The organism is Amycolatopsis sp. NPDC058986, from assembly GCF_042741125.1.
Taxonomy (GTDB): domain Bacteria; phylum Actinomycetota; class Actinomycetes; order Mycobacteriales; family Pseudonocardiaceae; genus Amycolatopsis.
On the sequence record NZ_JBHYJW010000050.1, the window covers coordinates 50451 to 74764 of the forward strand.

Sequence of the window (24314 nt, forward strand, 5' to 3'; positions counted from 1 at the left end):
CCTGGTGAAGATTCGTGTCGTACGGAAGGGCTGATCATGAACGCGGTCAACGCGTCCAGTGGTGAGCAGAGCCTGGGTCCGACCGCGCGCCGGATGATCCTCGGCTCGCAGCTGCGACGGCTGCGCGAAGAAGCGGGCATCACCCGTCAGCAGGCGGGCTACAGCATCCGTGGCTCGGAGTCCAAGATCAGCAGGCTCGAGCTGGGCCGGGTGGGCTTCAAGGAACGCGACGTCACGGATCTGCTGACGATGTACGGCGTCAGCGACGAGAAGGACCGTGAAACGTTCCTCGAGCTGGTCAAGCAGTCCAACGAACCCGGCTGGTGGCGGCGCTTCAACGAGACCATGCCGAGCTGGTTCTCCGGACTGGTCGGCCTGGAGGAGGCCGCGTCGCGGATCCAGATCTGGGAGCCGCTGTTCGTCTCCGGTCTGCTGCAGACCGAGCAGTACGCGCGGGCGATCTTCAGTCACGGCCGTCCCGAGATGGCCGACGACCGGATCGACCAGAAGGTCGCGCTCCGGATGCGCAGGCAGAAGATGTTCAGCAGGCCGGACTCGCCCCGGGTGTGGACGGTCCTCGACGAGTCGGTCCTGCACCGCCCGATCGGCGGCGCGAAGGTGCTGAAACAGCAGCTCGAGCACCTGATGGAGATGACGACGCTGCCGCACGTCTCGGTGCAGATCCTGCCGTACGACCGCAGCGGCCTGTCCGCGGAGCACGCGTTCTCCCTGCTGCGCTTCGCCGAGCCGGAGCTGCCGAACATCGCCTACGTCGAGTACCTCACCGGCGCGCACTACCTGGAGAAGCGGGACGAGATCGAGAAGTACAGCCGTGCTCTCGACATGCTCGCGGTCGACGCGGAGACGCCGGAACGCAGTCGTTCGATGATCGCGAAGCGTCGTCAGGAAATCTGACATCCCTTTCGCGTTTCCACGATTGGGGTAATAGGTCCGGAAAATGGTTACGATTCGTAGTCGTAGACCTGAACGAGCCACGCTTTATCCGCTCGTCAGGGTGGTTTTCAACAGCGCGTTTATTACATAGCGAGAAAGTTGCAAAAACTTCTGCACGTGCATTTACCGCTGCAGGAGCGCGTGCTAGCGTCCTACTCACAGGCAAATGCACATGCAGATGCATCTCCGAAGGAGAGCGCATCGTCCAGGCTTCACTGTTCGGGAAGGTGGGGACCATGGCAGAGCGGTTCGAGAACGGCATACCGGCCGACCGGCTGGCGGGCGCCCAGTGGCGCAAGGCCAGCTACAGCGGCGCCGTCGGGAATTGCGTGGAAGTCGCGCCGTTGGCCGGCGGGGATGTCGCGATGCGCAATTCGCGATTTCCGACCGGTCCGGCATTGGTGTACACCCGTGCGGAAATGGCCGCATTTCTCGCAGGCGCCAAGGATGGTGAATTCGACGATGTCCTCCAGTGATGTCCTCGTGCCCGAAATCACCGATATCGAATCCGGGCTGCAGGAACTGATTTCCCGGGGGTATCAGTTCGTGCACCAGAGTGATGATCGGGGCGAGGTGTCGGCCGTCGTCGGCGTACGGGTCCACGACCACGTGGTCGACGTCGTCCGGCTCAACGCCGAAGACGACGTCGAGGCCACCCGGATGCCCGGCACGGAGGACAACATCTTCGAGCCGGAGCGGTGGTTGTGGCGCTCGCGCGGCGAAGGGGCGCAGGTCCTCACCGAGGTGCTCGCGCTCCCCGACGAGTAAGCCTTTTCCTCGATTCCGGGTGTCGTCCCCCGGAGTCCGGCGGTGTCCCTGAGCGCGCCTTGCCGAAATCCCCGTGTCCGGGGTGGCGGGGCGCGCTCTGGTGTTCACGGAGCGTTGTACCGGGGTTGTGTCATTGGGGCAGTGGGTAATCCGAAGTGGGCAGGACCACGCCGGGTGAGGCCGGATTCATAACCGGACCGTTTACACTGGACGTGGCCTGACCACGTCATCCTGGGAGCACCTCGGTGGTTTCCGACCCGTCCCCCGCAGGACAGTCCGCACCCGACCAACCCGATCCGGAGCCCCGCGAAGAGTGTGGTGTCTTCGGCGTATGGGCGCCCGGAGAAGAGGTCGCGAAGCTGACCTACTACGGGTTGTACGCACTCCAGCACCGTGGCCAGGAGGCCGCGGGCATTTCCGTCTCCGACGGCTCGCAGATCGTGGTCTTCAAGGACCTCGGCCTGGTCAGCCAGGTCTTCGACGAGCAGGTGCTCCAGTCGCTGCAGGGGCACATCGCCGTCGGGCACTGCCGGTACTCGACGACCGGGTCGACGATCTGGGAGAACGCGCAGCCGATCTTCCGCACCACCGCGACCGGCAGCGGCCTGTCCTTCGCCCACAACGGCAACCTGGTCAACACCGCCGAGCTGCGGGACCGGACCGCCGAGGCGGGGCTCAAGCCGCACGCCGGGCTCACCGGCTCGTCCAGCGACTCCGACCTGGTCTGCGGGCTGCTCGCCGCGAACGCCGCGGACAAGGGCATCGAGGCGGCGGCGCTCGACCTGCTGCCGACCCTGCGCGGCGCGTTCTGCCTGGTCTTTTCCGACGAGAACACGCTGTACGCCGCCCGTGACCCGCACGGCGTGCATCCGCTGGTGCTCGGCAGGCTCGAACGCGGCTGGGTGGTCGCGAGCGAGACGGCGGCGCTGGACATCGTCGGCGCGTCCTTCGTCCGCGAGGTCGAGCCCGGTGAACTGATCGCGATCGACGCGGAGGGGCTGCGCTCCTCGCGGTTCGCCAATCCGGACCCCAAGGGCTGCGTGTTCGAGTACGTCTACCTGGCGCGTCCGGACACCTCGATCGCCGGCCGCAGCGTGCACGCGACCCGCGTCGAGATCGGCCGCAAGCTCGCCGGCGAACACCCGGCGGAGGCCGACCTGGTCATCCCGGTGCCGGAGTCCGGGACCCCGGCCGCGATCGGGTACGCGCAGGGCTCGGGCATCCCGTACGGCTCCGGCCTCGTCAAGAACGCCTACGTCGGCCGGACGTTCATCCAGCCCTCGCAGACCATCCGCCAGCTGGGCATCCGGCTCAAGCTGAACCCGCTGCGCGAGGTCATCCGCGGCAAGCGGCTGGTCGTGGTCGACGACTCGATCGTCCGCGGCAACACCCAGCGCGCGCTGGTGCGGATGCTGCGCGAGGCGGGCGCGCTGGAGGTGCACGTCCGGATCGCGTCGCCGCCGGTGCGCTGGCCGTGTTTCTACGGCATCGACTTCGCCTCGCGGGCCGAGCTGGTCGCGAACGGCGTCGACCTGGACGGCATCCGCCGGTCGATCGGGGCCGACTCGCTGGGCTACATCTCGCTCGACGGCCTGGTCTCGGCGTCCGAGCAGCCGAAGTCGCGGTTGTGCACGGCGTGCTTCTCCGGCGAGTACCCGATTCCGCTGCCCGAGGACGCGTTGATCGGCAAACATCTGCTGGAAAGCCTCGACTCGGTCAATGGCGCGGCAACGCCGGTCACCCCTGCCGGGTACGGTGCCGAGGACGCCGTTCGGCGTCCGTAGACCATTTCCCAGATTTGGAGTCCACCAGTCGTGAGCGAGTCCACGAGCGCCACGTACGCCGCCGCCGGGGTCAGCATCGATGCCGGTGACAAAGCCGTCGAGCTGCTCAAACCGCACGCGGAGCGGGCGAGCAGGCCGGAGGTGCGCGGCGGTGTCGGCGGTTTCGCCGGTCTGTTCTCGCTGAAGCTGGACAAGTGGAAGGAGCCGGTGCTCGCCTCCTCCACCGACGGGGTCGGCACCAAGATCGCGGTCGCGCAGGCGCTGGACAAGCACGACACGGTCGGTATCGACCTGGTCGCCATGGTCGTCGACGACCTCGTCGTCACCGGTGCCGAGCCGCTGTTCCTGCAGGACTACATCGCCGTCGGCAAGGTCATCCCGGAGAAGGTCGCGGCGCTCGTCGGCGGTATCGCCGAGGGCTGTGTCCAGGCAGGGTGCGCGCTGCTCGGCGGGGAGACCGCCGAGCACCCGGGCCTGATGGCCGAGCACGACTACGACATCTCGGGTACCGGCATCGGCGTCGTCGAGGCCTCGGCCGTCCTCGGCCCGGAGCGGGTGCGGCCCGGTGACGTGGTGCTCGCGCTCGGCTCGTCCGGGCTGCACTCCAACGGGTATTCGCTGGCCCGGCACGTACTGCTGGACATCGCGCGGATGCCGCTGGACGGGCACGTCGAGGAGTTCGGCCGCACGCTCGGTGAGGAGCTGCTGGAGCCGACCAAGATCTACGCCAAGGACTGCCTCGCGCTGGTGGCCGAGACCGAGGTCCGGACGTTCGCGCACGTCACCGGCGGTGGGCTGGAGGCGAACCTCGCGCGGGTCATGCCGCGCGGGCTTGTCGCGCGGCTCGATCGCGGGACCTGGACGCCGGCGCCCGTGTTCGCACTGATCGGGCAGCGCGGCAAGGTCGAACGCGCCGAGCTGGAGAAGACGTTCAACATGGGCGTCGGCATGGTCGCGATCGTCGGTGCCGAGGACGTCGACAGGGCGCTCGCGGTGCTGACCGCGCGGCATGTCCCGGCGTGGATTCTCGGTGACGTCCAGCCCGCGGAGGACCCGGACGGGCCGCGCGCGGTGCTCTCGGGTGACCACCCGCGCTTCTGAACCGCTAATCGGTTCGACTCCGGCTGTCACACTGGAGGCATGGCTGAGGACGTGGTGGTCGGCGCCCGGTTCGTGATCCCGGACGCCGAACTGAGCGAGCGGTTCTCCCGGGCGTCGGGCCCGGGAGGCCAGGGCGTCAACACCACCGACTCGCGGGTCGAGCTGTCCTTCGACGTCGTCCGGTCGCCGTCGATCCCCGAGCACCTGCGGGAGCGGATCGTTTCCCGGCTACGGTCTCGACTGGTCGACGGCGTCGTCACGATCGTCGCCCGTGAACATCGCTCACAGCTGATGAACCGGGAAGCGGCGCGGGACCGTCTCGCGGCATTGCTGCTCGAGGCCTCGGCACCGCCTCCGCCGCGTCGGCGCGCGACGAAGCCGTCGCGGGGTTCGAAGGAACGTCGGCTGGCGGCGAAGAAGCGCCGCGCCCAGGTCAAACGTGGCCGCGGCGGCCGCTTCGACGACTGAACTCCGTTTGCGTCAGGCCAGCGAGAGGTGGACGCATTCGGCGGCGCGGCGGTAGCCGATCCGCGCGTAGAGGCGTTCCTCCGGTTCGCCAGCCGGGGTCAGGAACACCGTCTTCCCGCCCCGCTGGTGCGCTTCGAGGGTGAGCTGCGAGGTGAGCGCCGCCGCGATCCCGCGCCGCCGGTACCGTTCGCGCACCCCGATCCCGGCGATCTCGGTGGTCGCGTCGACCAGCGCGGTGCCGACCCCGCCGCCGACCGGGTCGCCGGTGGCGGTGTGCACGGCCAGTACCGCGAGCCCGCCGCGGCCGAGCAGGTCACGCATCGACGCGATGTCGTCGTCGCTTGCCGGATCGGGCTCGTCGTACGCCTCGCGCTGGGCGTTGATCATCGCGAGGAATTCGACGTCGGTTTCCGGCGTCAGCAGCGTGATGTCGTCCGGGCACGGCCACGCCACCGCGTCCTCCGGCGCGCAGATCATCAACGGGACCCGGCGTTCGAGGGCGTAGCCACGCTCGTGCAGTACGGCCTCGGCGGCCGGGATGACCTCGGTCAGGAACTCCAGCCGGGGCATCAGGCCGCGCTGCCGGTAGGCCTCGGTCAGCGCGTCGACGTCGGCCGTGGTCGGCACCGCGCCGTCGTCCGGCACGGCGTAGTTGAGCATCGGGTGATCGGTGTGGGTGGAGTAGGTGGCCAGGAACGGGCCGATCCGCTCGGTCTCGCGGCCGCGGGCCGCCATGGTGCGGATGTAGGACTGGACGAAGCTGAGAAATGACACTTCGGACTGCCTTTCGAGCAGGACAAGGAAACGCCACGTGGGCGTAAGGACGCTGGGGTGCGGCGTCGGGCCTAGCTGCGACCGACGCCGATGGCGACGGCTGGCAAATGGCTGTCCTTGGCTCGAAGGAGGAGCTGTCGGGAGAAGTCTCGCACGCGGGGCAAGTGATTAACGGCGGTTCAGCCGGAACGTCTGGCGGCGTTCCCCTCGGCCGTTCTGGCCTCGTTCGGGCAGGTCGCGTAGCGCGTGTCCCACACCGAGCGGGGGACGCGCAGCGTGCGGGGCGGTGAGGTGCAGATCGTCCGGCGCCGCTGGACGGGGATCGCGGCGGGCTCGGGAGCGCCGAGACGGTCGAGCACGCGCCAGGCCCGCCGGGTCAGCGCCGCGCCCAGCGTCGCGCCGACGGTGTTGAGGATGACGTCGTCGGTCGAGGTCACGCGGCCGACGTGGATCAGGTACTGCGTGCCCTCGATCGCCGTCGAGGTCGCCATCGCGGTGCACATGACCCGCAGGAGCGAACGCAGCGCGGGCACGCGCAGCGGGAGCAACGCGCCGAGCGGCACGAGCAGCAGCAGGTTGCCCGTGGTCTGCCAGAACGCGCTTCCGCAGGAGAACGTCTCGACCAGGTCGGTGCCCGGTGCCAGGTTCAGGATGCTCTCGTGCGACGTTCCTACCTGCATCGTCGCCAGGCGCAGCACCAGTGCGCCGAAGGTGCAGAGGGTGACGTCCAGTGCCGCGGTGGCGCTCGCGTGGCGACGGGGGCCGATCCGCGCCCGGTGTGCGGTGAGCACCGGCCAGGCGAAGAACGCGTAGCACAGAGCCAGGATCGACAACGGGATCATGTCCCCGAAGACGTGCAGCAACTCGGCCATCCGTCCCCTTCCCCGACTGTCGAGATCGGCTCGCCGCAAGATCACTCTTGCACCGCAAGATCCACTTGGCATGTTTAAGGGGGCGCACTATTCGGTGATCTTCGGTTGGCGAGCCGCCGGGAACCGTGCTTGGGTCGAGCGGGCACTGTCCACAGTGGATGCTGTGGACAACCCTGTGGATGAATTTCGACAGGACGCGGAAAAGTATTACGTCACAACGAAAAAAGACTTCGCCCGGCTGTGTACTACTGCGGGTGACCGCTACCGTCCGCGACTTCCCGCGCGCGTTCGATGATCGTCTGCAGGTGCAGGCCGCGCCGCGCGTCGCAGGGATGTGCCGTGGTGCCGCTGGCGATCATCGCGGCGAAGTCGTCCAGTAGCGCGGTGTAGGACTCCCGCGCCGCGCCCGGTTTCCGGCCCAGCGTGCGGTAGCCGTGCTCGCCGTAGACCGCGACCTCGACCACGGTCGGCTGAATCGGCAGCCGCAGGGTCAACGTCGCCGTGCTGGTCGCGCCGTCTTCGTGCGCGAAGAGCAGCTGCCAGAGGTCGTCGTCGGTGCGGTGCGCGGCCAGGACGTCCGTGATCGGGCCGAGCGCGGCGTCGAGCAGGTCGAACGCGTGCGGGCCGATGTCGGCGAGCGCGCCCGAATCCGTCCGCCAGCTCGAACCCGCGTATTGGCCGCCGAGCAGCGCGCCGGACAGCCACCGGGCCCCGCCACCGCGCCAGCCGCCCGCTTCGGCGATCCCGTCCAGCCATTCCCTGGTCTGCTCGGCGTACCGCAGGATCAGCACCATCAGGGTGGCGACGCCTGCCGCGTCGACGGCGTCCGCGAGGCGGCGCGCCCCGGCGAGGTCGGCGGCAAGCGGTTTCTCCAGGATCAGGTGCTTGCCCGCCTCGGCCGCGAGCACGCCCAGCTCGGCCTGCACAGCGGGTGGAACGGCGAACGCGACGGCGTCCACCTGCGAAAACAGCTCCTCGATGCTGTCGACGGCGGTGGCGCAGTGCGCGTCGGCGAGTTCCCGGGCGGCTTCGGGACGGCGGGACCAGACCGCGCTCAGCGTCGTCCCGGGGTGATCGGCGAGGCCCGGTGCGTGCACCGTCCGTGCCCATGGACCGGTGCCGATGAGGCCGACTCGAAGCTGTCCGTGTCCCACGATCGGTGAGTGTATGTGTGGTTCGCGTCGCTTCCGGAGCCCACCTCCCGTGGGTTAACGTCAGCGGGTTAGACACCTCGCCCGGGGGAAGCCGGTGAAAGTCCGGCGCTGACCCGCAACCGTGAACGGCCTCGCCGTGAGCCGGATCGCCCGTGCCTGGTGCGACTCCGATGTCGAGGTCCATCTGCGGGGTCCTGGGGCTGACGCCGTCGCGCGCCGGTCGGGGGCGCCTTCGACGGACAAGGGGAAGGTGCCCGATGTCTTTCACATGTCAGCCGGCCGCGGTCCTGGCGAGGCTGCTCGCCGTCTGTGTGCTCGTGCTGCTCGGCGGGGCCGGTGCGGTCACGTCCGCGGCCGCCGACCAGGGCAAGGGCAGCCCGGGATACTGCCAGGACGGCGCCGGGGTCACGGTGATCGTCGACTTCGGGGATCTCGGCGGCGAGCCGGTGGTCCGGTGTGCCCCCGGTGATCAGCCGAACGGCGTGACCGCGCTGCAGAACGCGGGCTTCACCGTGACCGGCTCGCAGCGCTTCGGGCTCGCGGTGGCCTGCCGGATCGACGGCAAACCGGGGCCGGACGCCGAATCGTGCGCCGCGATGCCCTCGGCCACGGACTTCTGGGGGTATTGGAACGGCGCGAACGGAGCCTGGGTGTCGAGCCAGGAGGGCGCGATGACCCACAAGCCCGCGCTGGGCGGCTTCGAGGGATGGTCGTTCTGGCGCGGAAAGTCCTTCGGTACCAACCCGCCGCCGCGGGTCGCTCCGGTTCGTCCGGCGCAGCAGCCCGCGACGACGTCGTCGGCTGGTGTCCCGGCTGAGTCGGGCGGCTTCCCGTGGGGTGTCGTGATCGGTGTGGCGGCTCTCGTGGTGATCGGTGGCGCGGCCGGGATCGTCGCCGCGCGGCGCAAACGTGGCGCTCGGTAGTTTCGGCCGCGCGCCGCGGACGCTGCACCCCGGCGCGTGGTGGGTTTGGGCGCTGTCGCTGGCCGTCGCGGCCAGCCATACGACCAATCCGCTGTTGCTCGGGCTGATCATCGCGGTAGTCGGCTTCGTCGTCGCGAACCGGCGGAGTGACGCACCGTGGGCGGTGGCCTTCCGGCTCTACGCGTACGTCGGCGCCGTGGTCCTCGCCACGCGGATCCTCTTCCGGATCCTGATCGGCGGCGAGGACGGCGGGCATGTCCTGTTCACCCTGCCGAGCATCCCGCTGCCGTCGGTCATGGCCGGGGTCACGCTGCTCGGGCCGACGTCGGCGGAGGAACTGCTCGGCGGGTTCTACGACGGGCTGCGGCTGGCGACCATGATCATCTGCGTCGGCGCCGCGAACGCGCTGGCGAACCCGAAACGCCTGCTCAAGGCGGTCCCCGGGGCGCTGTACGAGGTGGGCACGGCGGTCACGGTCGCACTGTCGGTCGCGCCGCAGCTCGTGGAGAGCGTGCAGCGCGTCCGGCGGGCGCGCCGGCTGCGCGCGGGGCGGCAGCGCGGGATGAAGGCACTGAAGGGCGTCGTGATCCCCGTGCTGGAGGATGCGATGAACCGTTCGCTGCGGCTCGCCGCCGCGATGGATTCCCGCGGCTACGGGCGGCGCGGCTACCTGAGCCCGCGGGTGCGGGTGCTGATCGGCGTGTGTGTACTGGGCGGGCTGATCGGCGTGTGCGTCGGCGTCTACGGCGTGCTCGACGGGACGTCGGCTTGGCTGGGCGTACCGATGCTGATGGCCGGGCTCGTCGTGGCCACCGCCGGGTTCGTCCTCGGTGGCCGCCGGGTGCGGCGGACGCGCTATCGGCCGGATCCGTGGCGACTGGAGGAGACGCTGGTGTTGCTGTCCGGGGTGGCCGCGTGCGCGCTGCTGTTCGTGACCGGGCGCGTCGACGCCGCGGATCTCTACCCGTCGCTGAATCCCTTGCGCTGGCCCGAACTTTCGCCGTGGCACGCGCTTTCGCTGCTGATCGGCGTCGTACCGGCGTGGCTCGCTCCGCGTCCGGTCCCGGTGCTGGAGGTGGCGCGGTGATCGAGTTCTCTCGCGTCAGTGTGACCTATCCGGACGCCGCCGGCTCGGCACTGTCCAATGTGGACCTACTTGTCGAGGAGGGCGAGCTGTGCCTCGTCGCCGGGCGTACCGGGGCGGGGAAATCGACGTTCCTCGGGGCGATCAACGGGCTCGTCCCGCACTTCACCGGCGGGCGTCTCTCGGGACGTGTGCGCGTCGCGGGCAAGGACACATCGCAGCATCCGCCGCGGGAATTCGCCGATGTCGTGGGCGTTGTCGGCCAGGATCCGCTGGCCGGGTTCGTCACCGACACCGTCGAGGAGGAGCTGGCGTACGGCATGGAACAGCTGGCCGTCCCGCCGGAGGTCATGCGCAAGCGCGTCGAGGAAACCCTGGACCTGCTGGGCGTCGCCGAGCTGCGCAACCGTCCACTTCGGACATTGTCGGGCGGGCAGCAGCAGCGGGTCGCGATCGGCGCGGTGCTGACGGCGCATCCGAAGGTGCTCGTGCTCGACGAGCCGACGTCCGCGCTCGACCCCACCGCCGCCGAGGACGTGCTGGCCGCGATTACCCGGCTCGTGCACGACCTCGGGACCACGGTCGTCGTCGCCGAACACCGGCTCGAACGCGTCGCGCAGTATGCCGACCGGCTCCTTTACCTACCGGGGGACGGCTCGGTGCGGGCGGGGACGCCGGCGGAGATCCTGGAGACGGCCGAGGTCGCGCCGCCGATCGTCGAGCTGGGAAGGCTCGCGGGCTGGTCGCCGCTGCCGCTGTCCGTCCGTGATGCCCGCCGCCGTGCCGGAGCACTGCGGGAGCGGCTTTCCGGGACCGCCGGGCCGCAGGCGGTCACGACCTCCGGTGACACGGCGTTGCGGGCGGAGGCGGTGCAGGTCCGGTACGGGGACGTGACGGCGGTGCGCGGGGTGGATCTGCGGCTCGCGCAGGGGGAAATCCTCGCGTTGATGGGGCGCAACGGCTCGGGCAAGTCGTCGCTGCTGTGGGCGTTGCAGGGCAGCGGTCCGCGGTCGGGCGGCAAGGTCGACGTCGGCGGCGAGGATCCGCACGCGCTCAAGCCCCGGCAGGCACGCACTCGGATCGGGCTCGTCCCGCAGACCCCGGCCGACCTGCTGTACCTCGATTCGGTCGACGCCGAATGTACGCAGGCCGACCGCGAATCCGGTGCGTCGCCCGGCACCGCGCGGCGCCTGCTCGACCGGCTCACCCCCGGCATCGCCGGCGCGCTGCATCCGGGTGACCTGTCCGAGGGGCAACGGCTTTCGCTGGTACTCGCCGTTCAGCTCACCGCGGCACCGCCGGTGCTGCTGCTCGACGAACCCACGCGGGGCCTCGACTACCACGCGAAACGGCATTTCGCGGAGGTGCTCGCCGAGCTGGCGGCACAGGGCAGGGCAATCGTCGTGGCCACCCACGACGTCGAGTTCGTGGCGACGGTCGCGCATCGCGTGATCGTCATGGCCGAGGGCGAGGTCGTCGCGGACGGGCCGACGAAGGACGTCGTCGTCGCTTCGCCCGCGTTCGCTCCGCAGGTCGCGAAGATTCTCGCGCCGCAAGCGTGGCTCACCGTCGCCGAGGTCGCGAAGGCCCTGGGACAGTGACGGACTTCCTTACCCAGACCAAGGTGGTACGGGTCGGCCCGCGCACCGCGCTCGTCCTCGCGGTGGCCGCTGTGCTGGGCGTGACGATGTTCGTCTGGCCGTTGTTCGCCCATCCGCAGCCAGGGGCGCAGGCACACGGGATGGACGCGCCGTTCATCTTCATGGCCACCCTGCCGGTGCTGATCCTGGTCGTGCTGGCCGAGCTGTCCAGCGGCGGCATCGACGCGAAGGCGCTCGCGATGCTCGGCGTGCTGTCCGCGATCAACGCCGGGCTGCGGCCGCTCAGCGCTGGGACCGGCGGCATCGAGCTGGTGTTCTTCCTGCTCGTGCTCGCCGGCCGGGTGTTCGGGCCCGGTTTTGGGTTCGTGCTGGGCTCGACGTCGATGTTCACCTCGGCGCTGCTCACCGCCGGGGTGGGGCCGTGGCTGCCGTTCCAGATGCTGGCCTCGTCGCTGATCGGCCTTGGTGCCGGGCTGTTGCCGAAACGGCCGCGGGGCAGGGCCGAGATCGCGCTGCTCGGGGTGTACGGGGTGTTCGCGGCCTACTTCTTCGGCTTCCTGATGAACATGTGGCACTGGCCGTTCCTGCTCGGGACCTCGCTGACCGGGGCCACCGCGGGCCTGGAGTTCGTGCCGGGCGCGCCGCTGTTGGAGAACCTGCACCGGTTCTTCGCGTACACGGTGCTTTCCTCGACGCTCGGCTGGGACACCGGCCGCGCGGTGACGAACCTCGCCGCGATCATCCTGGTCGGCCCGGCTGTCTTGGCGGTGCTGCGCAGGGCCGCCCGCCGAGCCGCCTTCGACGCCCCGGTCACCTTTGACGCCGGAAGCTGACCGCGACCAGCGGAACCACGGCTGGCCGCGGGGCACGCAGGGGTCGGTGGCTGGGTCCCGTTCGTGGTGACGATGCGCCAAGGGCTCCCCTCGGTGCGTTCGATGCACCGAAGGCGTCCCTTGGTGTGTTGAGCGCACCCAAGGCGTCCCTCGGAGGGGCCGCCGCAGGGATCGTCGTTCAGCGCAGGGCCGCCCGCCGAGCCGCTTTCGACGCCCCAGTCAGCTTCGAACCGGTACGCAGCGGTCCAGCAGCGCGATGAGCTCGGTCATCTTCGCCGCGTTCGGCACGTGACCGGCGTCCAGGTCGAACACGGTGAAGGGGTTGTCCGGCGTCGCGGCGTCCGCCTCGCGGATCATCCGGTCCTGCAGGGCGAGCGGAATGATGTTGTCGCGCAGGTGCCGCACGTAGACGCGGGGGATCCGGCCCCAGGTCGCGATGTCGCCGCGGGAGTCCGTCGCGCTCTTGGCGATCAGCTCGTCCGGGGCCATCGCGTTGAGGAAGGCGAAGAGTTCCGCGTCGGTCCCGTCGGTGAGGAACGCCGCCTTGCCCGCTTCCAGCAGGTCCCGATTGTTCGTCCGCCAGTTGAACCGGAGGGCGCCGACCACGGCCGGGTCCGCCGCGAGAAAGCCGAGCAGCGCGCTCGTCCGGCTCGACGCGGCCTCGGGGGTGGCCATGTAGTCGCCCGGCGTCGCCAGGGCGGTGCAGCAGAGCGCGGTGTCGTAGACGAGCAGGTCGATCAGCTGGGGAACCTGGTTGGCGACGAGGCTGATCGCCGCACCGCCGATGCTCGCGCCCACCAGCACGACCGGCCCGTGCGCGGCGGCGCGCCGCACGACCTCGGCGGTCGCCTCGATCTGCTCGGCGACCGAGACGTCGGCCAGCGAAGACCGTTCGGTGGCGAACGCTTCGAGGTCCTGCGGAGCCTGATAGGACAGTCGGTACTGGGCGTCGGTACTCCGCTGGCCAGGCAGGTCGACGCCGACGCAGCGGTGTCCACACAGGACAAGATCGTTCGGCACGGCGGACACGCCGTTCGCGCCCGCGGCGAAGACGAACGTGGTGACGTTCTCGGATGGCATGCCGCCAGTCAATCGGCCGCGCCGGAGCGCGACCAGCCGAGAAAGTACCCGGTGCCGACTACGAAAGTTGCGGCTACCAGGCTACGAGTAGGAGTAGAACCCGCGTCCGGTCTTCTTGCCGAGCAGGCCCGCGTCGACCATGCGCAGCAGCAGCGGCGGTGAGGAGTACAGCGGCTCCTTGAACTCCGCGTACATCGAGTCCGCGATCGCCTTGATGGTGTCCAGCCCGATCAGATCGGACAGCCGCAGCGGGCCCATCGGGTGCGCGGTGCCGAGCTCCATGCCGCGGTCGATGTCCTCGGCGGAGGCGAAGCCCGACTCGATCATCCGGATCGCCGAGAGCAGGTACGGCACGAGCAGCGAGTTCACGATGAACCCGGCCCGGTCCTGCGAGCGGATCACGGTCTTGCCCAGCGCCGACGTCGCGTGCTCCTCCGCACGGGCGGCGGTTTCGTCGCTGGTCAGCAGCGACGGGACCAGCTCGACCAGCGGCAGCACCGGCACGGGGTTGAAGAAGTGGATGCCGACGACCTGCTGGGGCCGTCCGGTGGCCATCCCGAGCTTCATGATCGGGATGGAGGAGGTGTTCGAGGCGAACACCGCGTCCGGCCGCTCGACGATCTTGTCCAGCTGCCGGAACACCTCGACCTTGGCCTGCTCCTGCTCGAGGATGGCCTCAACGACGAGGTCACGGTCGGCGAACTCGCCGATCTCGGTGGTGAAGCGCAGCCTGCCGAGCGCCGCTTCGGCGTCCTCGGCGGACAGCTTGCCGTTCTTGACGCCGCGCTGGAGTGACTTCTCGATCCGGGCCCTGCCCGCGTCGAGCGCCGGCTGGTTCACCTCGGTGACGAGCACGTCCAGCCCTGCCTTGGCGTGCACCTCGGCGATCCCGGAGCCCATCAGGCCGGCACCGACCACTCCTACCCGCGCTACGTCGGTCACCCGTCACTCCTTTGTCGTGCCGCGACGAACCGGCAAGGAGCGTCACGGCGAAATCTGGGCAGCACACGACGCACGAGGGTGGTTGCCGAGCCAGGCCCGGAACCACCCTCGTGTGTCACGAGTGCTCAACGACGACGGTACTCGTCGTAGTCGTCGTATGGGTCTTCGTAGCGCTTGTCTTCCTCGTCACGCCTGGTGTCGTTCGAGGAACTACTCGACAGCTCGCGCTGCAAAGCATCGAAGTCGGTTTCGTGGGAGCTGTACTTGAGCTCTCGCGCCACCTTCGTCTGCTTGGCCTTAGCCCGGCCGCGCCCCATGGCTCGACCCCCTCGCACAGGGGCGGGGCGGCCGGGGGAATCGGCGGCCCCGCATCGTCTCGACAATTCTTTCCTGCTGACACCGTACCGTGTCCCGGGGGTTCGATGCGACGTGGCACGGTGTGCTTGTGGCCTCAGTGTCCGCCGGACGCTGGTTACCGGCTGGTCGGTGGCGATAGTCGCTGGTCGGCGTGCCACGATGCAGTGGTGCTCCGACCCTTCGTGGCCTACCTGCGGGTGTATGAGCCGCTGCTCGCGCTGGGCGACCCGCCGGATCCGCGCCTGCGTGAGGCGGTGGCCGCGGCGAAGCTGCGCCGCGTCGACGCGGGCGGCCGCGAACAGCTGCTGTGGCTCAAGTCACAGTTGGGCGGGTCGAAGCGACTGCTGCCCGCGGAACTCCCGGACGGCCGTCCGGCGGCGAGCGTGCACACCGACGTCCTCGTCCTGGAACCCGACGAAGTCCCGCCGGGGCGCGGGGGCGAGGTCGGTCCCCTGCCACTGGTGTGCCCGTTGGAACTGCGGGCGCGCTCGGCGGCGGCCCTGGTCTCCTTCCTCGGTGACGCGCACCCGGCACTGAAGAACACGGTCCTCGAGGCCGCGGGGTTCAGCGCCGAGAGCATCCGTTCGCGGACCAAGGCGGCGATGGCCGATCTGACCACGAGCGCCGCGCACACGCTCTCGACGACGTGGAGCGTGCCGCTGCCGTGGTTCGTGCTCATCGATCCCGACGAACGCAAGCTCGTCCTCGGCTCGGGCCGCGACGATCCGGCACGGGAGCTGTCCTGGCGGACGGCGATCGGCGACGCGCGCGAGCGCGCCCGCGAGGCGGGTGAGCTGCTGGCGGCGACGTTCGGTGATTCGGGGCCGGGCCGGGTGCTGTTCGAGACACGCCGCTGGCTGGACAACTTCCACTCCGGCTCCGTGGTCGAGCTGGACTACGGCGGGCTGGTGCAGCTGTTCGGCGACTCGATCCTGGAGTCCGACACGACGGCCGACGAGGTGCACGACATCCTCGACGCGCTGCGGTCGGGCAACGTGGAGGAGCTGGCCGAGCTGTTCTCCGAACTGCGCGACTTCTGGGGCGACCTGTCCGCCCACGAACGCGCGAACTGACGCTAGAGGCCGACGACGCGCAGCTCGCCGACGGGACGTCCGCCGCCCAGCACCACACCTCGCAGCGCGTCGAGGCCCGCGGTGTCCACGCCAAGATGGCGCAGTACCGCGAGGGCCAGCGGTCCGGCGCCGCGCTTCTGCCCGTCGTCGAACTTGAACGCCACCGCGGTGCCGTCTCCGAGGGTGAACGCCTGGACACCCTCGGCGCCACCCTTCGCGAGCAGACCGTCCACAGCGGACATCAGCGCGGTGTCCTCCCGGCCGGTCCCCGCGACCAGCCACGGATGAGCCCGCATCGCGTCGGCGACGGGGCGCGCTTCCTCGTCCCGCACGAGCCGTCCGAACGCTCTCGCGAGCCCGAGCAGCGGGAAGGCGAACAGTGGCGCGCCGCAGCCGTCGACCCCGGTGGCGGCGATCGGCTCGCCGGTGAATTCCTCGACGGTCTCCTTGACGACCTGCTGCAGCGGATGCGCGGGATCCTCGTAACTCTCGGTCGGCCAGTTCGCGCGGACGCAGGTCGTGAGCATCCCGGCGTGCTTGCCGGAGCAGTTCATCGACGCCTTCCGCGGCCCGGGCGCCGCGAGCTTGCTCGACTCGTCCAACGGGTAGTCGGCCGGGCACGCCAGGTCGTTCTCGGTCAGCCCCGCGGCCTCCAGCATCGTCAGCACGCGCTTGACGTGTTCCGGTTCGCCGGAGTGGGAGGCGCAGGTCAACGCCAGGTTCTCGACGCTGTCATCGCCCTCGAACACCAGTCCGGCACGGAGCATGCCGAGCGCTTGCAGCGGTTTGTTCGCCGAACGCGGGTACATCGGCGACCGGACGTCGCCCAGCTCCAGCCGTACTTCGCCGTCCGGCGCGGTCACGACGAGCGCGCCGCGATGCACGCTCTCCACGACCCCGGACCGGACGACCTCGACCAGTACCGGGTTCGTCATCGCTCTCCGCGTCCGCGTTCGGTGTCGAGCAGCTCGTCGACGGTGGCCGCGCCATGTTGATAGCGCCGCGCGATCTCGGCGTTGAACGTGTCCATCACGCCTTGCACCTGACGCCGGTACTTCGAGACCGAAGCCTCCTCCGCGGCGTACGTCGTCAGCGCTTCGGCCAGCTTCTCGTCGGTTAGAGAGCCGACGTCGGTCAGGTCGGTGTCGCCGATCAGCGCCTCGGCGTGCCGCCGATGCTCTCCCGCGCGCGACGGTTCGAGCCGCTGGTGCCTGCCCGATCCGGCGGCGGGCCCGAGCGCGTTGTCGGAGAGGATGCTCGCCAGCTGGTCGACGATGCTGCTGGCACCGCCGGAGCTGCGGCGCTGCTGCTCGGCGCGCACGATGTCGATGCGGGCGTGCAGCAACCGGCGCAGGTAGGACAGATCCGTCTCTTCCTGCGCTGCTTCGTCCCGGCGCTCGCGAAGTACCGCTAGGGGCAGTTCGCCGAGGTCGGAGAGGTATCCCGGGGCGAGCACGCGGTCTATGCGCCGCCGTCCGCCAGGCCGGACTTCGATCACGGGGTCATCCTGCTCTACATCCGGGGTCTACGCCAGGGGCGAAGGTTCACAGTCTTCACCCACGTAGCCGCTGCACGGCTTCCCGGCCGGGCGCGGCGCCCTCGGCCGGGATGGAGTCGGGGTCGATCGCGGCCTGCACGACGCGGTCCTCGTCGCCGACGAGCAGCTCGGCCGTGGGTGGCGTCGAGCGTTTGACCAGCGCGAGCGCGATCGGGCCCAGCTCGTGGTGCTGGATGACGCTGCCGACCCGGCCGACGACCCGATCACCGACGCGCACCGCGTCACCGGTCTCGGGGGTGATCTCCGGGGAGCCGTCCAGGTGCAAAAGCAGCATGTGCCGCGGTGGGCGGCCGACGTTGTGCACCTTCGCGACGGTCTCCTGGCCGCGGTAACAGCCCTTCGCGACGTGTGCGGCGGAGCCGATCCAGCCCACTTCGTGCGGGATCGTGCGTTCGTCGGTGTCGATGCCGAGGCGGGGGCGCAGCGACTCGACCCGCAGCGCGTCGAACGTCCACGACCCGGCCGCGCGGGCGCCGGCGTCGGTCAGCTTCCGCCACCACTCGGCGAGGTCGGCGCGTGGCACCGCGAGGTCCACACTGGACCGTCCCGGCCACGGCATCCGGCGGACGAACCCGCCGCCGGGAAGCGTTGTCACGGCGTATGGTTCCGGCCCCGGCTCGACGCCGACGGCGCTCAGCACCCTGGCCGCCTCCGGCCCGAGGACGCTGAGCAGTGCCAGTTCGCTCGTCGCGTCGCGAATGTCCACTTCGGACCAGAACTTCATCGCTTCGAGGTACTCGCGCAGCGTCTGCTGTCCGCCCGACGGCAGTGCGCTGGTCGCCGCCGCGCCGGGATCGCTGTCCAGCCAGACCGTTCCGTCGAGGTGCGCCAGCACCATGTGGGTGTCGATGCGGCCCTGGCTGTCCAGAACCAGCGCCTCGGTCCCGCTGCCCTCCGCGAGATCGGTGACGTGCTGGGAGATGACCAGATGCAGCCAGGAAAGCCGCTCGCGGCCGGCGACCGCGAGGAACTCGCGGTGCGACCGGTCGATCACCACGACGCCACGGGAAGCGGTCCGCTGCTCGGCGAACGGATCACCCCAGTGCCACGGCACTCCCGCTTCGGGGTGTCCCTCGGGCGGCGCGATCGAGCCGGGAGCATCGAGCAGCGGTGAGTGGTAGGGCATGAATACCAGCCTAGTCTTTCGGCTCGGTGTGACGTCGCGGTCGATTCCTGTATCGGGTGAGTGGTCCGCGGCTCAGTACCCAGCTTTCCCGCGGCGTAATCGGTCCTGTGGTATCGGTTCCGTGTGATTTCGCGCGAGTAGGGTGTCGCCATGCGCGTACTCGTCTTTCTCGACGGAACTGTGGCCGATCCCGAAGCCGCTCACATCCGGGTGGACGACCTCGGACTGCTCCGCGGTGACGGGGTGTTCGAGACCATCCTCGTGGTCGACGGAAAGCCGCGTGAGCTGCGGCCGCACCTCGACCGGCTGGCGCGGTCCGCCGCGATGCTCGACCTGCCGGAACCCGACCTCGCGGCCTGGGAGCGCACCGCGCGGACGGTGATCGAGAACTGGCGCGGCGGCAGGGAAATCGCGTTGAAACTCGTCTACACCCGGGGTGTCGACGGCGATCCCGACGCGCGGCCGACCGGCTTCGCGCTCGGTATGGAGATCGACCCGAAGGTGCTACGCGCACGCACCGAAGGCGTCTCCGTGATTACGCTCGAACGGGGTTTCCCGCCGGAACTCGCCGAGCGCGCGCCGTGGCTGCTGCTGGGCGCGAAATCGGTGTCGTACGGCGTCAACATGGCCGCGTTGCGCGAGGCCGCGCGCCGCGGGGCGAGCGATGTGATCTTCACCGCAGCCGACGGTTCCGTGTTCGAGGGACCGACTTCGACGGTCGTCCTCGCGAAGGACCGCACGCTCTACACGCCGCCGTCGAGCATCGGCATCCTGCCGGGCACGACGCAGGCCGCGTTGTTCCGTGGCGCGGAGAAGGCGGGCTGGTCGGTGAAGGTCGAACCGCTGCACGTGTCGGATCTGCTCGAGGGTGAGGGCGTCTTCCTGGCCTCGTCGGTGCGGCTGCTGACCCGGGTGCACACGCTGGACGGCCGCGCGCTGCCCGACTCCGGCACGGTGCACGGCGAGCTGGTCGCGGCCTACGAAGCCGAGTACGCCTGATCGTCCGGGCTCTGGGCTTTCGTGCCGTGCCGTGAAGGACTCCTTACCGGCGCTCAGGGTAGGCAAGGAGTCCTTCACGGACTTCTGTGCCGAGGCGAGCGGGCAGCGTGGTCGCAAACGCTTGCACCTGCGGGTTTCCGCTCTCGAAGATGGTTGTCCACAGGTAGCGGCCGGTGTGGACAACTCCTGCCGCTCACCCTGGTTTTCCGGGGTCTTGTCCTACCCTGCCGATAGCATGGTTTCGGGGTCGCCCCCCGGAGCGGGTGGGGGACACCCGAGCAAGGGGGTCAGCAGGCGGCGGCGTCCTCGGAGCCGGCGTCCGCGTCGGTGGTCGCGGTGCCGGGGCTGATGCGGATGAGGCAGGGGGCCACGTCTTCGGCCCGGTAGGCAGCGATCTTGTGGTGGCCGTCGAGGATGAGTTCGCGGCCCTCGTCGGCGAGCACGACGGCGACCGGCAGGTGGCCGTGGCGGATCGCGGTGCGGTAGTAGGTGACGCGCGCGCCGTCGGCGGGCGGCCAGTCGGCGCTCGGCGAGAGCAGCCGGCCCTCCGGGAGCCGCAGGGGGCCGAGAATCCGGTAGTCACCGTCGACGAGCTGGACGATGAGGGCGTCGAGGGTGTCGGCGAGCGGGCGGCGCAGCTGGCCGGTGGCGAGCGCGATCCGCAGCGCCACCGGCAGGTCCGGCTGCTTGCCGGTGTTCATGTCGACGAAACCCCCGCCACCGGTGACCGTTACCTGTTCCACGTCCATCAGGACGGATCAAACCGCAGCTTGGTTCCTGGCCGTACCTGTCCGAGTGCATCAAGTGATCCCCGTCTCACCGTGGCCGCCACGGGGTAACCGCCGGTGGTCGGATGGTCGGCCAAGAACACCACCGGTAACCCGTTCGGGGGTACCTGGACGGCGCCGGTCAGTAAGCCCTCGCTCGGCAGTTCGGACTCGGCGTACGCCTGGGCGCGGCGCAGCGGCGTCCCGTCGAGCCGCAGCCCGACCCGGTTCGATTCCGGCGTCACCGTCCACCACGTTCCCAGCCCGCGTGCGACGTCGTCGAACCAGTCGTCGCGCGGCCCGAGCGTCACCGGCACCACGAGTTCGGCGGCGGCCACGGGCGGCACCACGACGTCCGCCCCGGCGGGAATGCCGTGCACGGCGCCCAGCGGCAGCACCACACCGGGAACCAGTGGGTCGGGCCCGATCTCGGCCAGCACGTCGCGCGAACGGCTCCCCATCGACGGTTCGGCCGCGATCCCGCCGGACACCGCGAGGTAGCACCGCAGTCCCGTCGAGGGGGTGCCGATCGTGAGCGTCTGCCCGGCCCGCAGGTGTACGGCGACGTGGGAACCGACGTCCCGCCCGTCCACCTGGACCCGCACCGGCGGACCGGTCACCGCGACGGTGCACGACGTCGTCGCGCGCACGGACAGCCCGCCCAGTACCGCCTCGATCCCCGCGTACGACTCGGCATTGCCCGCGAGCCGGTTCGCCAGCCGCAACGCCGCGACGTCGAGAGCGCCCGACGGCGGCACGCCGAGATGCGCGTAGCCGGGGCGGCCGAGATCCTGCACCAGCGCGAGCGCGCCGGTCGCCAGCACTTCGAGGGCCCGCATCACACGCTCCGGAACCGGACGCGATCCCCGGGCGTGAGCAGCGCGGGTCGCTCGGCGTGCGGATCGAACAACGTCGTATCGGTGTGACCGAGCAGCCGCCAGCCGCCGGGCGAGGGCGTCGGGTAGATACCGGTGAACTCGCCCGCCACCCCGACCGAACCGGCGGGCACCCGCGTCCGCGGTGATTCGAGACGCGGCTGCCGCAACGGTTCGGGAAGCCCGGTCAGATACCCGAAGCCAGGCGCGAATCCGGTGAACGCCACGGTGTATTCGGCTCCGGTGTGCAGGTCGACTACGTCCTTTTCGGACAGTCCGGCCGTCTCGGCGACCAGCGCCAGGTCCTCGCCGTCGTAGCGGACCTCGATCGTGATCTCCCGGGGAGCGGTGGACGGCGGCCGCGTGAGGTCAGCGTCTTCGAGCAGTGCGCGGACGTCGTCGAGCGCTGAGGAACCGGGGTTCGCCACGACCAGCAGGGTGCGGGCGCCGGGGACGAGTTCGGCGACGCCGTCCGGTCGGGTGGCCACGATCGTGGCATGCGCGGCACTCATCTGGGTGAGCGAATCGCAGTCGAGCAGCGCGGCGTGCTCGCCGTACCGCCGCCAGCGCACGGGACCCGTCCGGTCAGCCCACCACGCGGCGGAGCAGCGCCGACGCGTGCGGCTGCATGTCCTGGCCGACCATGGCCCGCTCCTCGACGTAGCCGAGGTCGCCGTTGATCAGGCCGTAGAGGCGTTTCGCCGCGGTGACGTCCTTGGCGGTGGCGGTGCGGATGACCGCGTCGGTGCCCAGCTCCCAGGACGTCTGGTTGCGCGGCTTCCCGTAGTACAGCTCGACGATTCCCGAGCTGTGGGTGAGCAGCAGCTCGATGGTGTCGTCCTCCTGCGGCCGCCAGAACCCTGTCTCGCGGGCGGCGGGGCGGATGACGTTGCCGTCGTCGTCGATCAGCCAGGAACGCGCCTCGTGATAGAGGAACGGCCTGCCGTCGTGCGCGATCGTGAGCTGCTGGGCGAACTTGATCGGGCCGTCGATCGTCGGGTAGTCGATCTCGCCCTCGCCACGCCACACCCCGACCAGGGGCAGCAGGGCGAGGCACGCGTCGTTGAGGTTCGGGCCCAGCCGCAGGTTCGCCGTGTCCGCCGGGATCGGCAGATCGTCAAACTGCGGGAGGTTCCGGTCACGCGTGCTCTCGGCGCGCTTTTCCGCGGCCGCGATGGCTTCGTCGCCACTCGAGGTCATGGGCTCAGCGCTGGTCGGCGTACAGCCGGTAGACGACGTACGCGGCAAACCACAGCACCGCGATACCGGCGATCACCAGCAAGGTCGTAAACAGGATCTCCACACCGGGGAGAATAGTCCGCCACCACTCAGCCGGCCTCCCGCAGGGTCGCCGCGGTGAGCACGGTCACCACCAGCAGGGTGACCGCGGCGACCGTCATCGCCAGGTGGAGTCCGGAAGAAAAGTCCGCCCGCTGTGCCGCCAGCGCGCCCAGCGTCGCGACCCCCAGCGCGGTGCCGGTCTGGCGGGCGGCGTTGACCGTGGCCGACGCTGTCCCGGCGCGGGTGCCGGGCAGCCCGGCGAGTCCGACCAGGTTCGTCGGCGTGATGGCCAGCCCGCCGCCGAAGCCCAGCACCGCGAAGACCGCGGCCACCAGCCAGAACGGGGTCACCGCGTCGAGCAGCAGGAAGCCGGACGCCCCCGCGGTGATGATCAGGTAGCCGACCGGCAGCACCCGGTTCGCGCCGAAGCGCGCGGACAGGCGGCCCGCGACGAACGCGGCGACGACGTTGCCCAGTACGTACGGCAGCATCTGGACACCCGCTTCGGTCGCGGAGGCACCGCGTGCCTGCTGCAGGTAGATCCCGATCAGGAACGCGGCCGGATAGGCGGCGAAGCCGAGGGTGAACGACGCGAGGATCGCGACCGAGAACCGTGGCCGCCCGAACAGCCGCACCGGCAGCATCGGATGCGCGGCGCGGAATTCGACGACGAGGAACACCGCCAGCGCGCCCAGACCGATCGTGCCGACGACGAGCACCGGCGAGGTGAAGCCGACGCGGCCCGCCTCGATCACCGCGTAGGTGAGAGTCCCGATCCAGAGCACGGAAAGCGCCTGACCCGGCAGATCCAGCGAGCCGTGTCCGGGATCGGCGGACTCGGTGATGCCGCGGAGTCCGGCGAACACCGCGACCGCGCCGATCGGGATGTTGACCAGGAAGATCGTCTGCCAGCCCAGTGCGTCGGTCAGCGGACCGCCCACCAGCGGGCCGACCACGAACGCGGCACCCGCGATCGTGCCCCACAGCCCCATCATCCTGGCGCGTTCCTTCGGCTCGTCGAAGGCGTGGGCGAGCAGCGCCAGCGCACCCGGGATGACCGCCGAAGCGGCGACACCCTGCACGACACGGGCGGCGACCAGGAAACCGAGGTTCGGTGCGAGCCCGCACGCCAGCGAAGCGAGGGTGAACCCGGTGAGCCCGGCGAGGTAGACGAGCTTGCGGCCGTAGCGGTCGCCCAGCGTGCCGCCGGAGAGGATCATCGCCGCGAGGGCGACGGTGTAGCCGTCGATGATCCATTGCAGTGCGGCGAAATTGGCGTTCAGATCGCGACGGATCGAGGGCAGCGCGACGCTCACGACGCTGACGTCGAGCAGCGACATGAACGTGCCGAGGAAGATCGCGGCGAGCAGGCCTGCCCGGCCCGTGTTGGTAACGGTTTTCGTCAAGGTCACCCGCACAGGTTGCGGGTTCAACCCGGCTTGAAGTCAACTCGTGCCATGCGATCCATCGGGGAAGTCGCCGCCTGGCTGGGGATCACCACGTCCGCCCTGCGGTTCTGGGACGAGCGCGGCCTCGTCAGCCCGGCGCGGAAATCGGGCACGCGCCACTACGGCGAGGACGATCTGCACCGGCTGGCCATGGTGAAGATGCTGCGGGACACCGGAATGCTGAGCCTGGACGAAATCGCCGTCCTGCTGCGCGGGCCCCAGCACGGCGACTGGCGCACAACCGTCCAAACGCGACTGTCGGAAATTCGGGCACAGCAAGAGAAGCTGGCAGCCGCGGAGAAGTTCCTCGGCCATTTCCTGTCGTGTCCCCGTGAGGACCCGGTCAAGGACTGCCCCGAGTTGCGGGCGCACACGGCCAGGGAGCTGAAGGGGACTTTCGACGAATAAGACGCGATGAAGGGGACTTTCCTCGCATGCCATGCGAGGAAAGTCCCCTTCAGCAGCTTCAGCCGACCGAGATCGCGAGTGGCT

The 24314-nt window shown here is 70.0% G+C and carries 27 protein-coding genes and 1 riboswitch; of the genes, 13 read left to right on the forward strand and 14 right to left on the reverse strand.

The annotated features are described in order from the left end of the window. Nucleotides 1-36 precede the first annotated feature (36 nt). From ACFW0G_RS33940 to arfB, 6 genes are all read left to right on the forward strand, one after another. Nucleotides 37-915: a helix-turn-helix domain-containing protein gene (locus ACFW0G_RS33940; protein WP_378329559.1), complete on the forward strand. Its 879-nt coding sequence runs from the start codon at nucleotides 37-39 to the stop codon at nucleotides 913-915. Between the two features lie 275 nt (nucleotides 916-1190). Then, nucleotides 1191-1430, forward strand: coding sequence for a DUF397 domain-containing protein (locus ACFW0G_RS33945; RefSeq protein ID WP_345395669.1), 240 nt, complete (start codon nucleotides 1191-1193; stop codon nucleotides 1428-1430). Continuing rightward, nucleotides 1417-1722: a hypothetical protein gene (locus ACFW0G_RS33950; protein WP_378329560.1), complete on the forward strand. Its 306-nt coding sequence runs from the start codon at nucleotides 1417-1419 to the stop codon at nucleotides 1720-1722. The genes ACFW0G_RS33945 and ACFW0G_RS33950 overlap by 14 nt, the downstream gene beginning before the upstream one ends. Nucleotides 1723-1967: 245 nt before the next feature. After that, complete coding sequence (purF, locus tag ACFW0G_RS33955) at nucleotides 1968-3506, forward strand: amidophosphoribosyltransferase (RefSeq protein ID WP_378329561.1); 1539 nt, start codon at nucleotides 1968-1970, stop codon at nucleotides 3504-3506. Nucleotides 3507-3536: 30 nt separating this feature from the next. Continuing rightward, nucleotides 3537-4607, forward strand: coding sequence for a phosphoribosylformylglycinamidine cyclo-ligase (gene purM, locus ACFW0G_RS33960; protein ID WP_378329562.1), 1071 nt, complete (start codon nucleotides 3537-3539; stop codon nucleotides 4605-4607). A 39-nt stretch (nucleotides 4608-4646) separates the two neighbouring features. Continuing rightward, nucleotides 4647-5075 carry an alternative ribosome rescue aminoacyl-tRNA hydrolase ArfB gene (gene arfB, locus ACFW0G_RS33965; protein WP_378329563.1) on the forward strand — a complete coding sequence of 143 codons (429 nt, stop codon included), beginning with the start codon at nucleotides 4647-4649 and terminating at the stop codon, nucleotides 5073-5075. 12 nt (nucleotides 5076-5087) lie between these two features. Here arfB and ACFW0G_RS33970 read toward each other — a convergent pair whose 3' ends face one another. The 3 genes from ACFW0G_RS33970 to ACFW0G_RS33980 form a co-directional block, all read right to left on the reverse strand. Next, nucleotides 5088-5849, reverse strand: coding sequence for a GNAT family N-acetyltransferase (locus tag ACFW0G_RS33970; RefSeq protein WP_378329564.1), 762 nt, complete (start codon nucleotides 5847-5849; stop codon nucleotides 5088-5090). 179 nt (nucleotides 5850-6028) lie between these two features. Beyond that, nucleotides 6029-6721, reverse strand: coding sequence for a VanZ family protein (locus ACFW0G_RS33975; protein WP_378329565.1), 693 nt, complete (start codon nucleotides 6719-6721; stop codon nucleotides 6029-6031). A gap of 245 nt (nucleotides 6722-6966) precedes the next feature. After that, nucleotides 6967-7875: a Gfo/Idh/MocA family protein gene (locus ACFW0G_RS33980; protein ID WP_378329566.1), complete on the reverse strand. Its 909-nt coding sequence runs from the start codon at nucleotides 7873-7875 to the stop codon at nucleotides 6967-6969. Between the two features lie 48 nt (nucleotides 7876-7923). Continuing rightward, nucleotides 7924-8044: riboswitch (cobalamin riboswitch) on the forward strand. 88 nt (nucleotides 8045-8132) lie between these two features. On the opposite strand from ACFW0G_RS33980, the gene ACFW0G_RS33985 reads away from it, so the two are divergent. From ACFW0G_RS33985 to ACFW0G_RS34000, 4 genes are read left to right on the forward strand one after another with little or no spacing between them, the layout of a single operon-like run. After that, nucleotides 8133-8798: a hypothetical protein gene (locus tag ACFW0G_RS33985; protein ID WP_378329567.1), complete on the forward strand. Its 666-nt coding sequence runs from the start codon at nucleotides 8133-8135 to the stop codon at nucleotides 8796-8798. Then, a complete protein-coding gene (locus ACFW0G_RS33990) occupies nucleotides 8785-9885 on the forward strand; it encodes a CbiQ family ECF transporter T component (protein WP_378329568.1) in 1101 nt (366 codons plus the stop codon). The genes ACFW0G_RS33985 and ACFW0G_RS33990 overlap by 14 nt, the downstream gene beginning before the upstream one ends. Beyond that, nucleotides 9882-11483: an ABC transporter ATP-binding protein gene (locus ACFW0G_RS33995; RefSeq protein WP_378329569.1), complete on the forward strand. Its 1602-nt coding sequence runs from the start codon at nucleotides 9882-9884 to the stop codon at nucleotides 11481-11483. Before ACFW0G_RS33990 ends, ACFW0G_RS33995 begins: the two co-directional genes overlap by 4 nt. After that, complete coding sequence (locus ACFW0G_RS34000; protein WP_378329570.1) at nucleotides 11480-12316, forward strand: ECF transporter S component; 837 nt, start codon at nucleotides 11480-11482, stop codon at nucleotides 12314-12316. The genes ACFW0G_RS33995 and ACFW0G_RS34000 overlap by 4 nt, the downstream gene beginning before the upstream one ends. A 219-nt stretch (nucleotides 12317-12535) precedes the next feature. On the opposite strand, the gene ACFW0G_RS34005 is transcribed toward ACFW0G_RS34000, so the two are convergent. From ACFW0G_RS34005 to ACFW0G_RS34015, 3 genes are all read right to left on the reverse strand, one after another. Next, nucleotides 12536-13396, reverse strand: a complete 861-nt coding sequence (locus ACFW0G_RS34005; RefSeq protein WP_378329571.1) for an alpha/beta fold hydrolase — start codon at nucleotides 13394-13396, stop codon at nucleotides 12536-12538. Between the two features lie 81 nt (nucleotides 13397-13477). Beyond that, a complete protein-coding gene (locus tag ACFW0G_RS34010; protein ID WP_378329572.1) occupies nucleotides 13478-14338 on the reverse strand; it encodes a 3-hydroxybutyryl-CoA dehydrogenase in 861 nt (286 codons plus the stop codon). 125 nt (nucleotides 14339-14463) lie between these two features. Further along, a complete protein-coding gene (locus ACFW0G_RS34015) occupies nucleotides 14464-14655 on the reverse strand; it encodes a DUF3073 domain-containing protein (protein ID WP_378329573.1) in 192 nt (63 codons plus the stop codon). 207 nt (nucleotides 14656-14862) lie between these two features. On the opposite strand from ACFW0G_RS34015, the gene ACFW0G_RS34020 reads away from it, so the two are divergent. Further along, a complete protein-coding gene (locus ACFW0G_RS34020; protein WP_378329574.1) occupies nucleotides 14863-15768 on the forward strand; it encodes a hypothetical protein in 906 nt (301 codons plus the stop codon). Nucleotides 15769-15770: 2 nt separating this feature from the next. On the opposite strand, the gene ACFW0G_RS34025 is transcribed toward ACFW0G_RS34020, so the two are convergent. From ACFW0G_RS34025 to ACFW0G_RS34035, 3 genes are read right to left on the reverse strand one after another with little or no spacing between them, the layout of a single operon-like run. Further along, entirely contained in the window at nucleotides 15771-16703 is a 933-nt protein-coding gene (locus ACFW0G_RS34025; RefSeq protein ID WP_378329575.1) for an asparaginase, read from the reverse strand. Next, the gene (locus ACFW0G_RS34030) at nucleotides 16700-17266 is read right to left on the reverse strand and encodes an aerial mycelium formation protein (RefSeq protein ID WP_378329576.1); all 567 of its coding nucleotides are present in this window, start codon (nucleotides 17264-17266) and stop codon (nucleotides 16700-16702) included. The genes ACFW0G_RS34025 and ACFW0G_RS34030 overlap by 4 nt, the downstream gene beginning before the upstream one ends. A gap of 55 nt (nucleotides 17267-17321) precedes the next feature. Further along, nucleotides 17322-18452: a YgfZ/GcvT domain-containing protein gene (locus tag ACFW0G_RS34035; protein ID WP_378329577.1), complete on the reverse strand. Its 1131-nt coding sequence runs from the start codon at nucleotides 18450-18452 to the stop codon at nucleotides 17322-17324. A gap of 150 nt (nucleotides 18453-18602) precedes the next feature. On the opposite strand from ACFW0G_RS34035, the gene ACFW0G_RS34040 reads away from it, so the two are divergent. Continuing rightward, nucleotides 18603-19451 carry an aminodeoxychorismate lyase gene (locus ACFW0G_RS34040; RefSeq protein ID WP_378329578.1) on the forward strand — a complete coding sequence of 283 codons (849 nt, stop codon included), beginning with the start codon at nucleotides 18603-18605 and terminating at the stop codon, nucleotides 19449-19451. Nucleotides 19452-19738: 287 nt separating this feature from the next. Here the strand turns inward: ACFW0G_RS34040 and ACFW0G_RS34045 are convergent, their stop codons facing one another. From ACFW0G_RS34045 to ACFW0G_RS34065, 5 genes are all read right to left on the reverse strand, one after another. Continuing rightward, complete coding sequence (locus ACFW0G_RS34045; protein ID WP_378329586.1) at nucleotides 19739-20194, reverse strand: hypothetical protein; 456 nt, start codon at nucleotides 20192-20194, stop codon at nucleotides 19739-19741. 5 nt (nucleotides 20195-20199) lie between these two features. Next, the gene (locus ACFW0G_RS34050) at nucleotides 20200-21057 is read right to left on the reverse strand and encodes a biotin-dependent carboxyltransferase family protein (RefSeq protein ID WP_378329579.1); all 858 of its coding nucleotides are present in this window, start codon (nucleotides 21055-21057) and stop codon (nucleotides 20200-20202) included. Next, nucleotides 21057-21665: a 5-oxoprolinase subunit PxpB gene (pxpB, locus tag ACFW0G_RS34055; protein ID WP_378329580.1), complete on the reverse strand. Its 609-nt coding sequence runs from the start codon at nucleotides 21663-21665 to the stop codon at nucleotides 21057-21059. Before pxpB ends, ACFW0G_RS34050 begins: the two co-directional genes overlap by 1 nt. A gap of 13 nt (nucleotides 21666-21678) precedes the next feature. Beyond that, nucleotides 21679-22293, reverse strand: coding sequence for an FABP family protein (locus ACFW0G_RS34060; protein ID WP_378329581.1), 615 nt, complete (start codon nucleotides 22291-22293; stop codon nucleotides 21679-21681). A gap of 128 nt (nucleotides 22294-22421) precedes the next feature. After that, on the reverse strand, nucleotides 22422-23786 hold the full coding sequence (locus ACFW0G_RS34065) for a DHA2 family efflux MFS transporter permease subunit (protein WP_378329582.1): 1365 nt from the start codon (nucleotides 23784-23786) through the stop codon (nucleotides 22422-22424). Between the two features lie 45 nt (nucleotides 23787-23831). Here ACFW0G_RS34065 and ACFW0G_RS34070 point away from each other — a divergent pair, with 45 nt between their 5' ends. After that, a complete protein-coding gene (locus ACFW0G_RS34070) occupies nucleotides 23832-24230 on the forward strand; it encodes a MerR family transcriptional regulator (protein ID WP_378329583.1) in 399 nt (132 codons plus the stop codon). The last annotated feature ends 84 nt before the right edge of the window (nucleotides 24231-24314 follow it).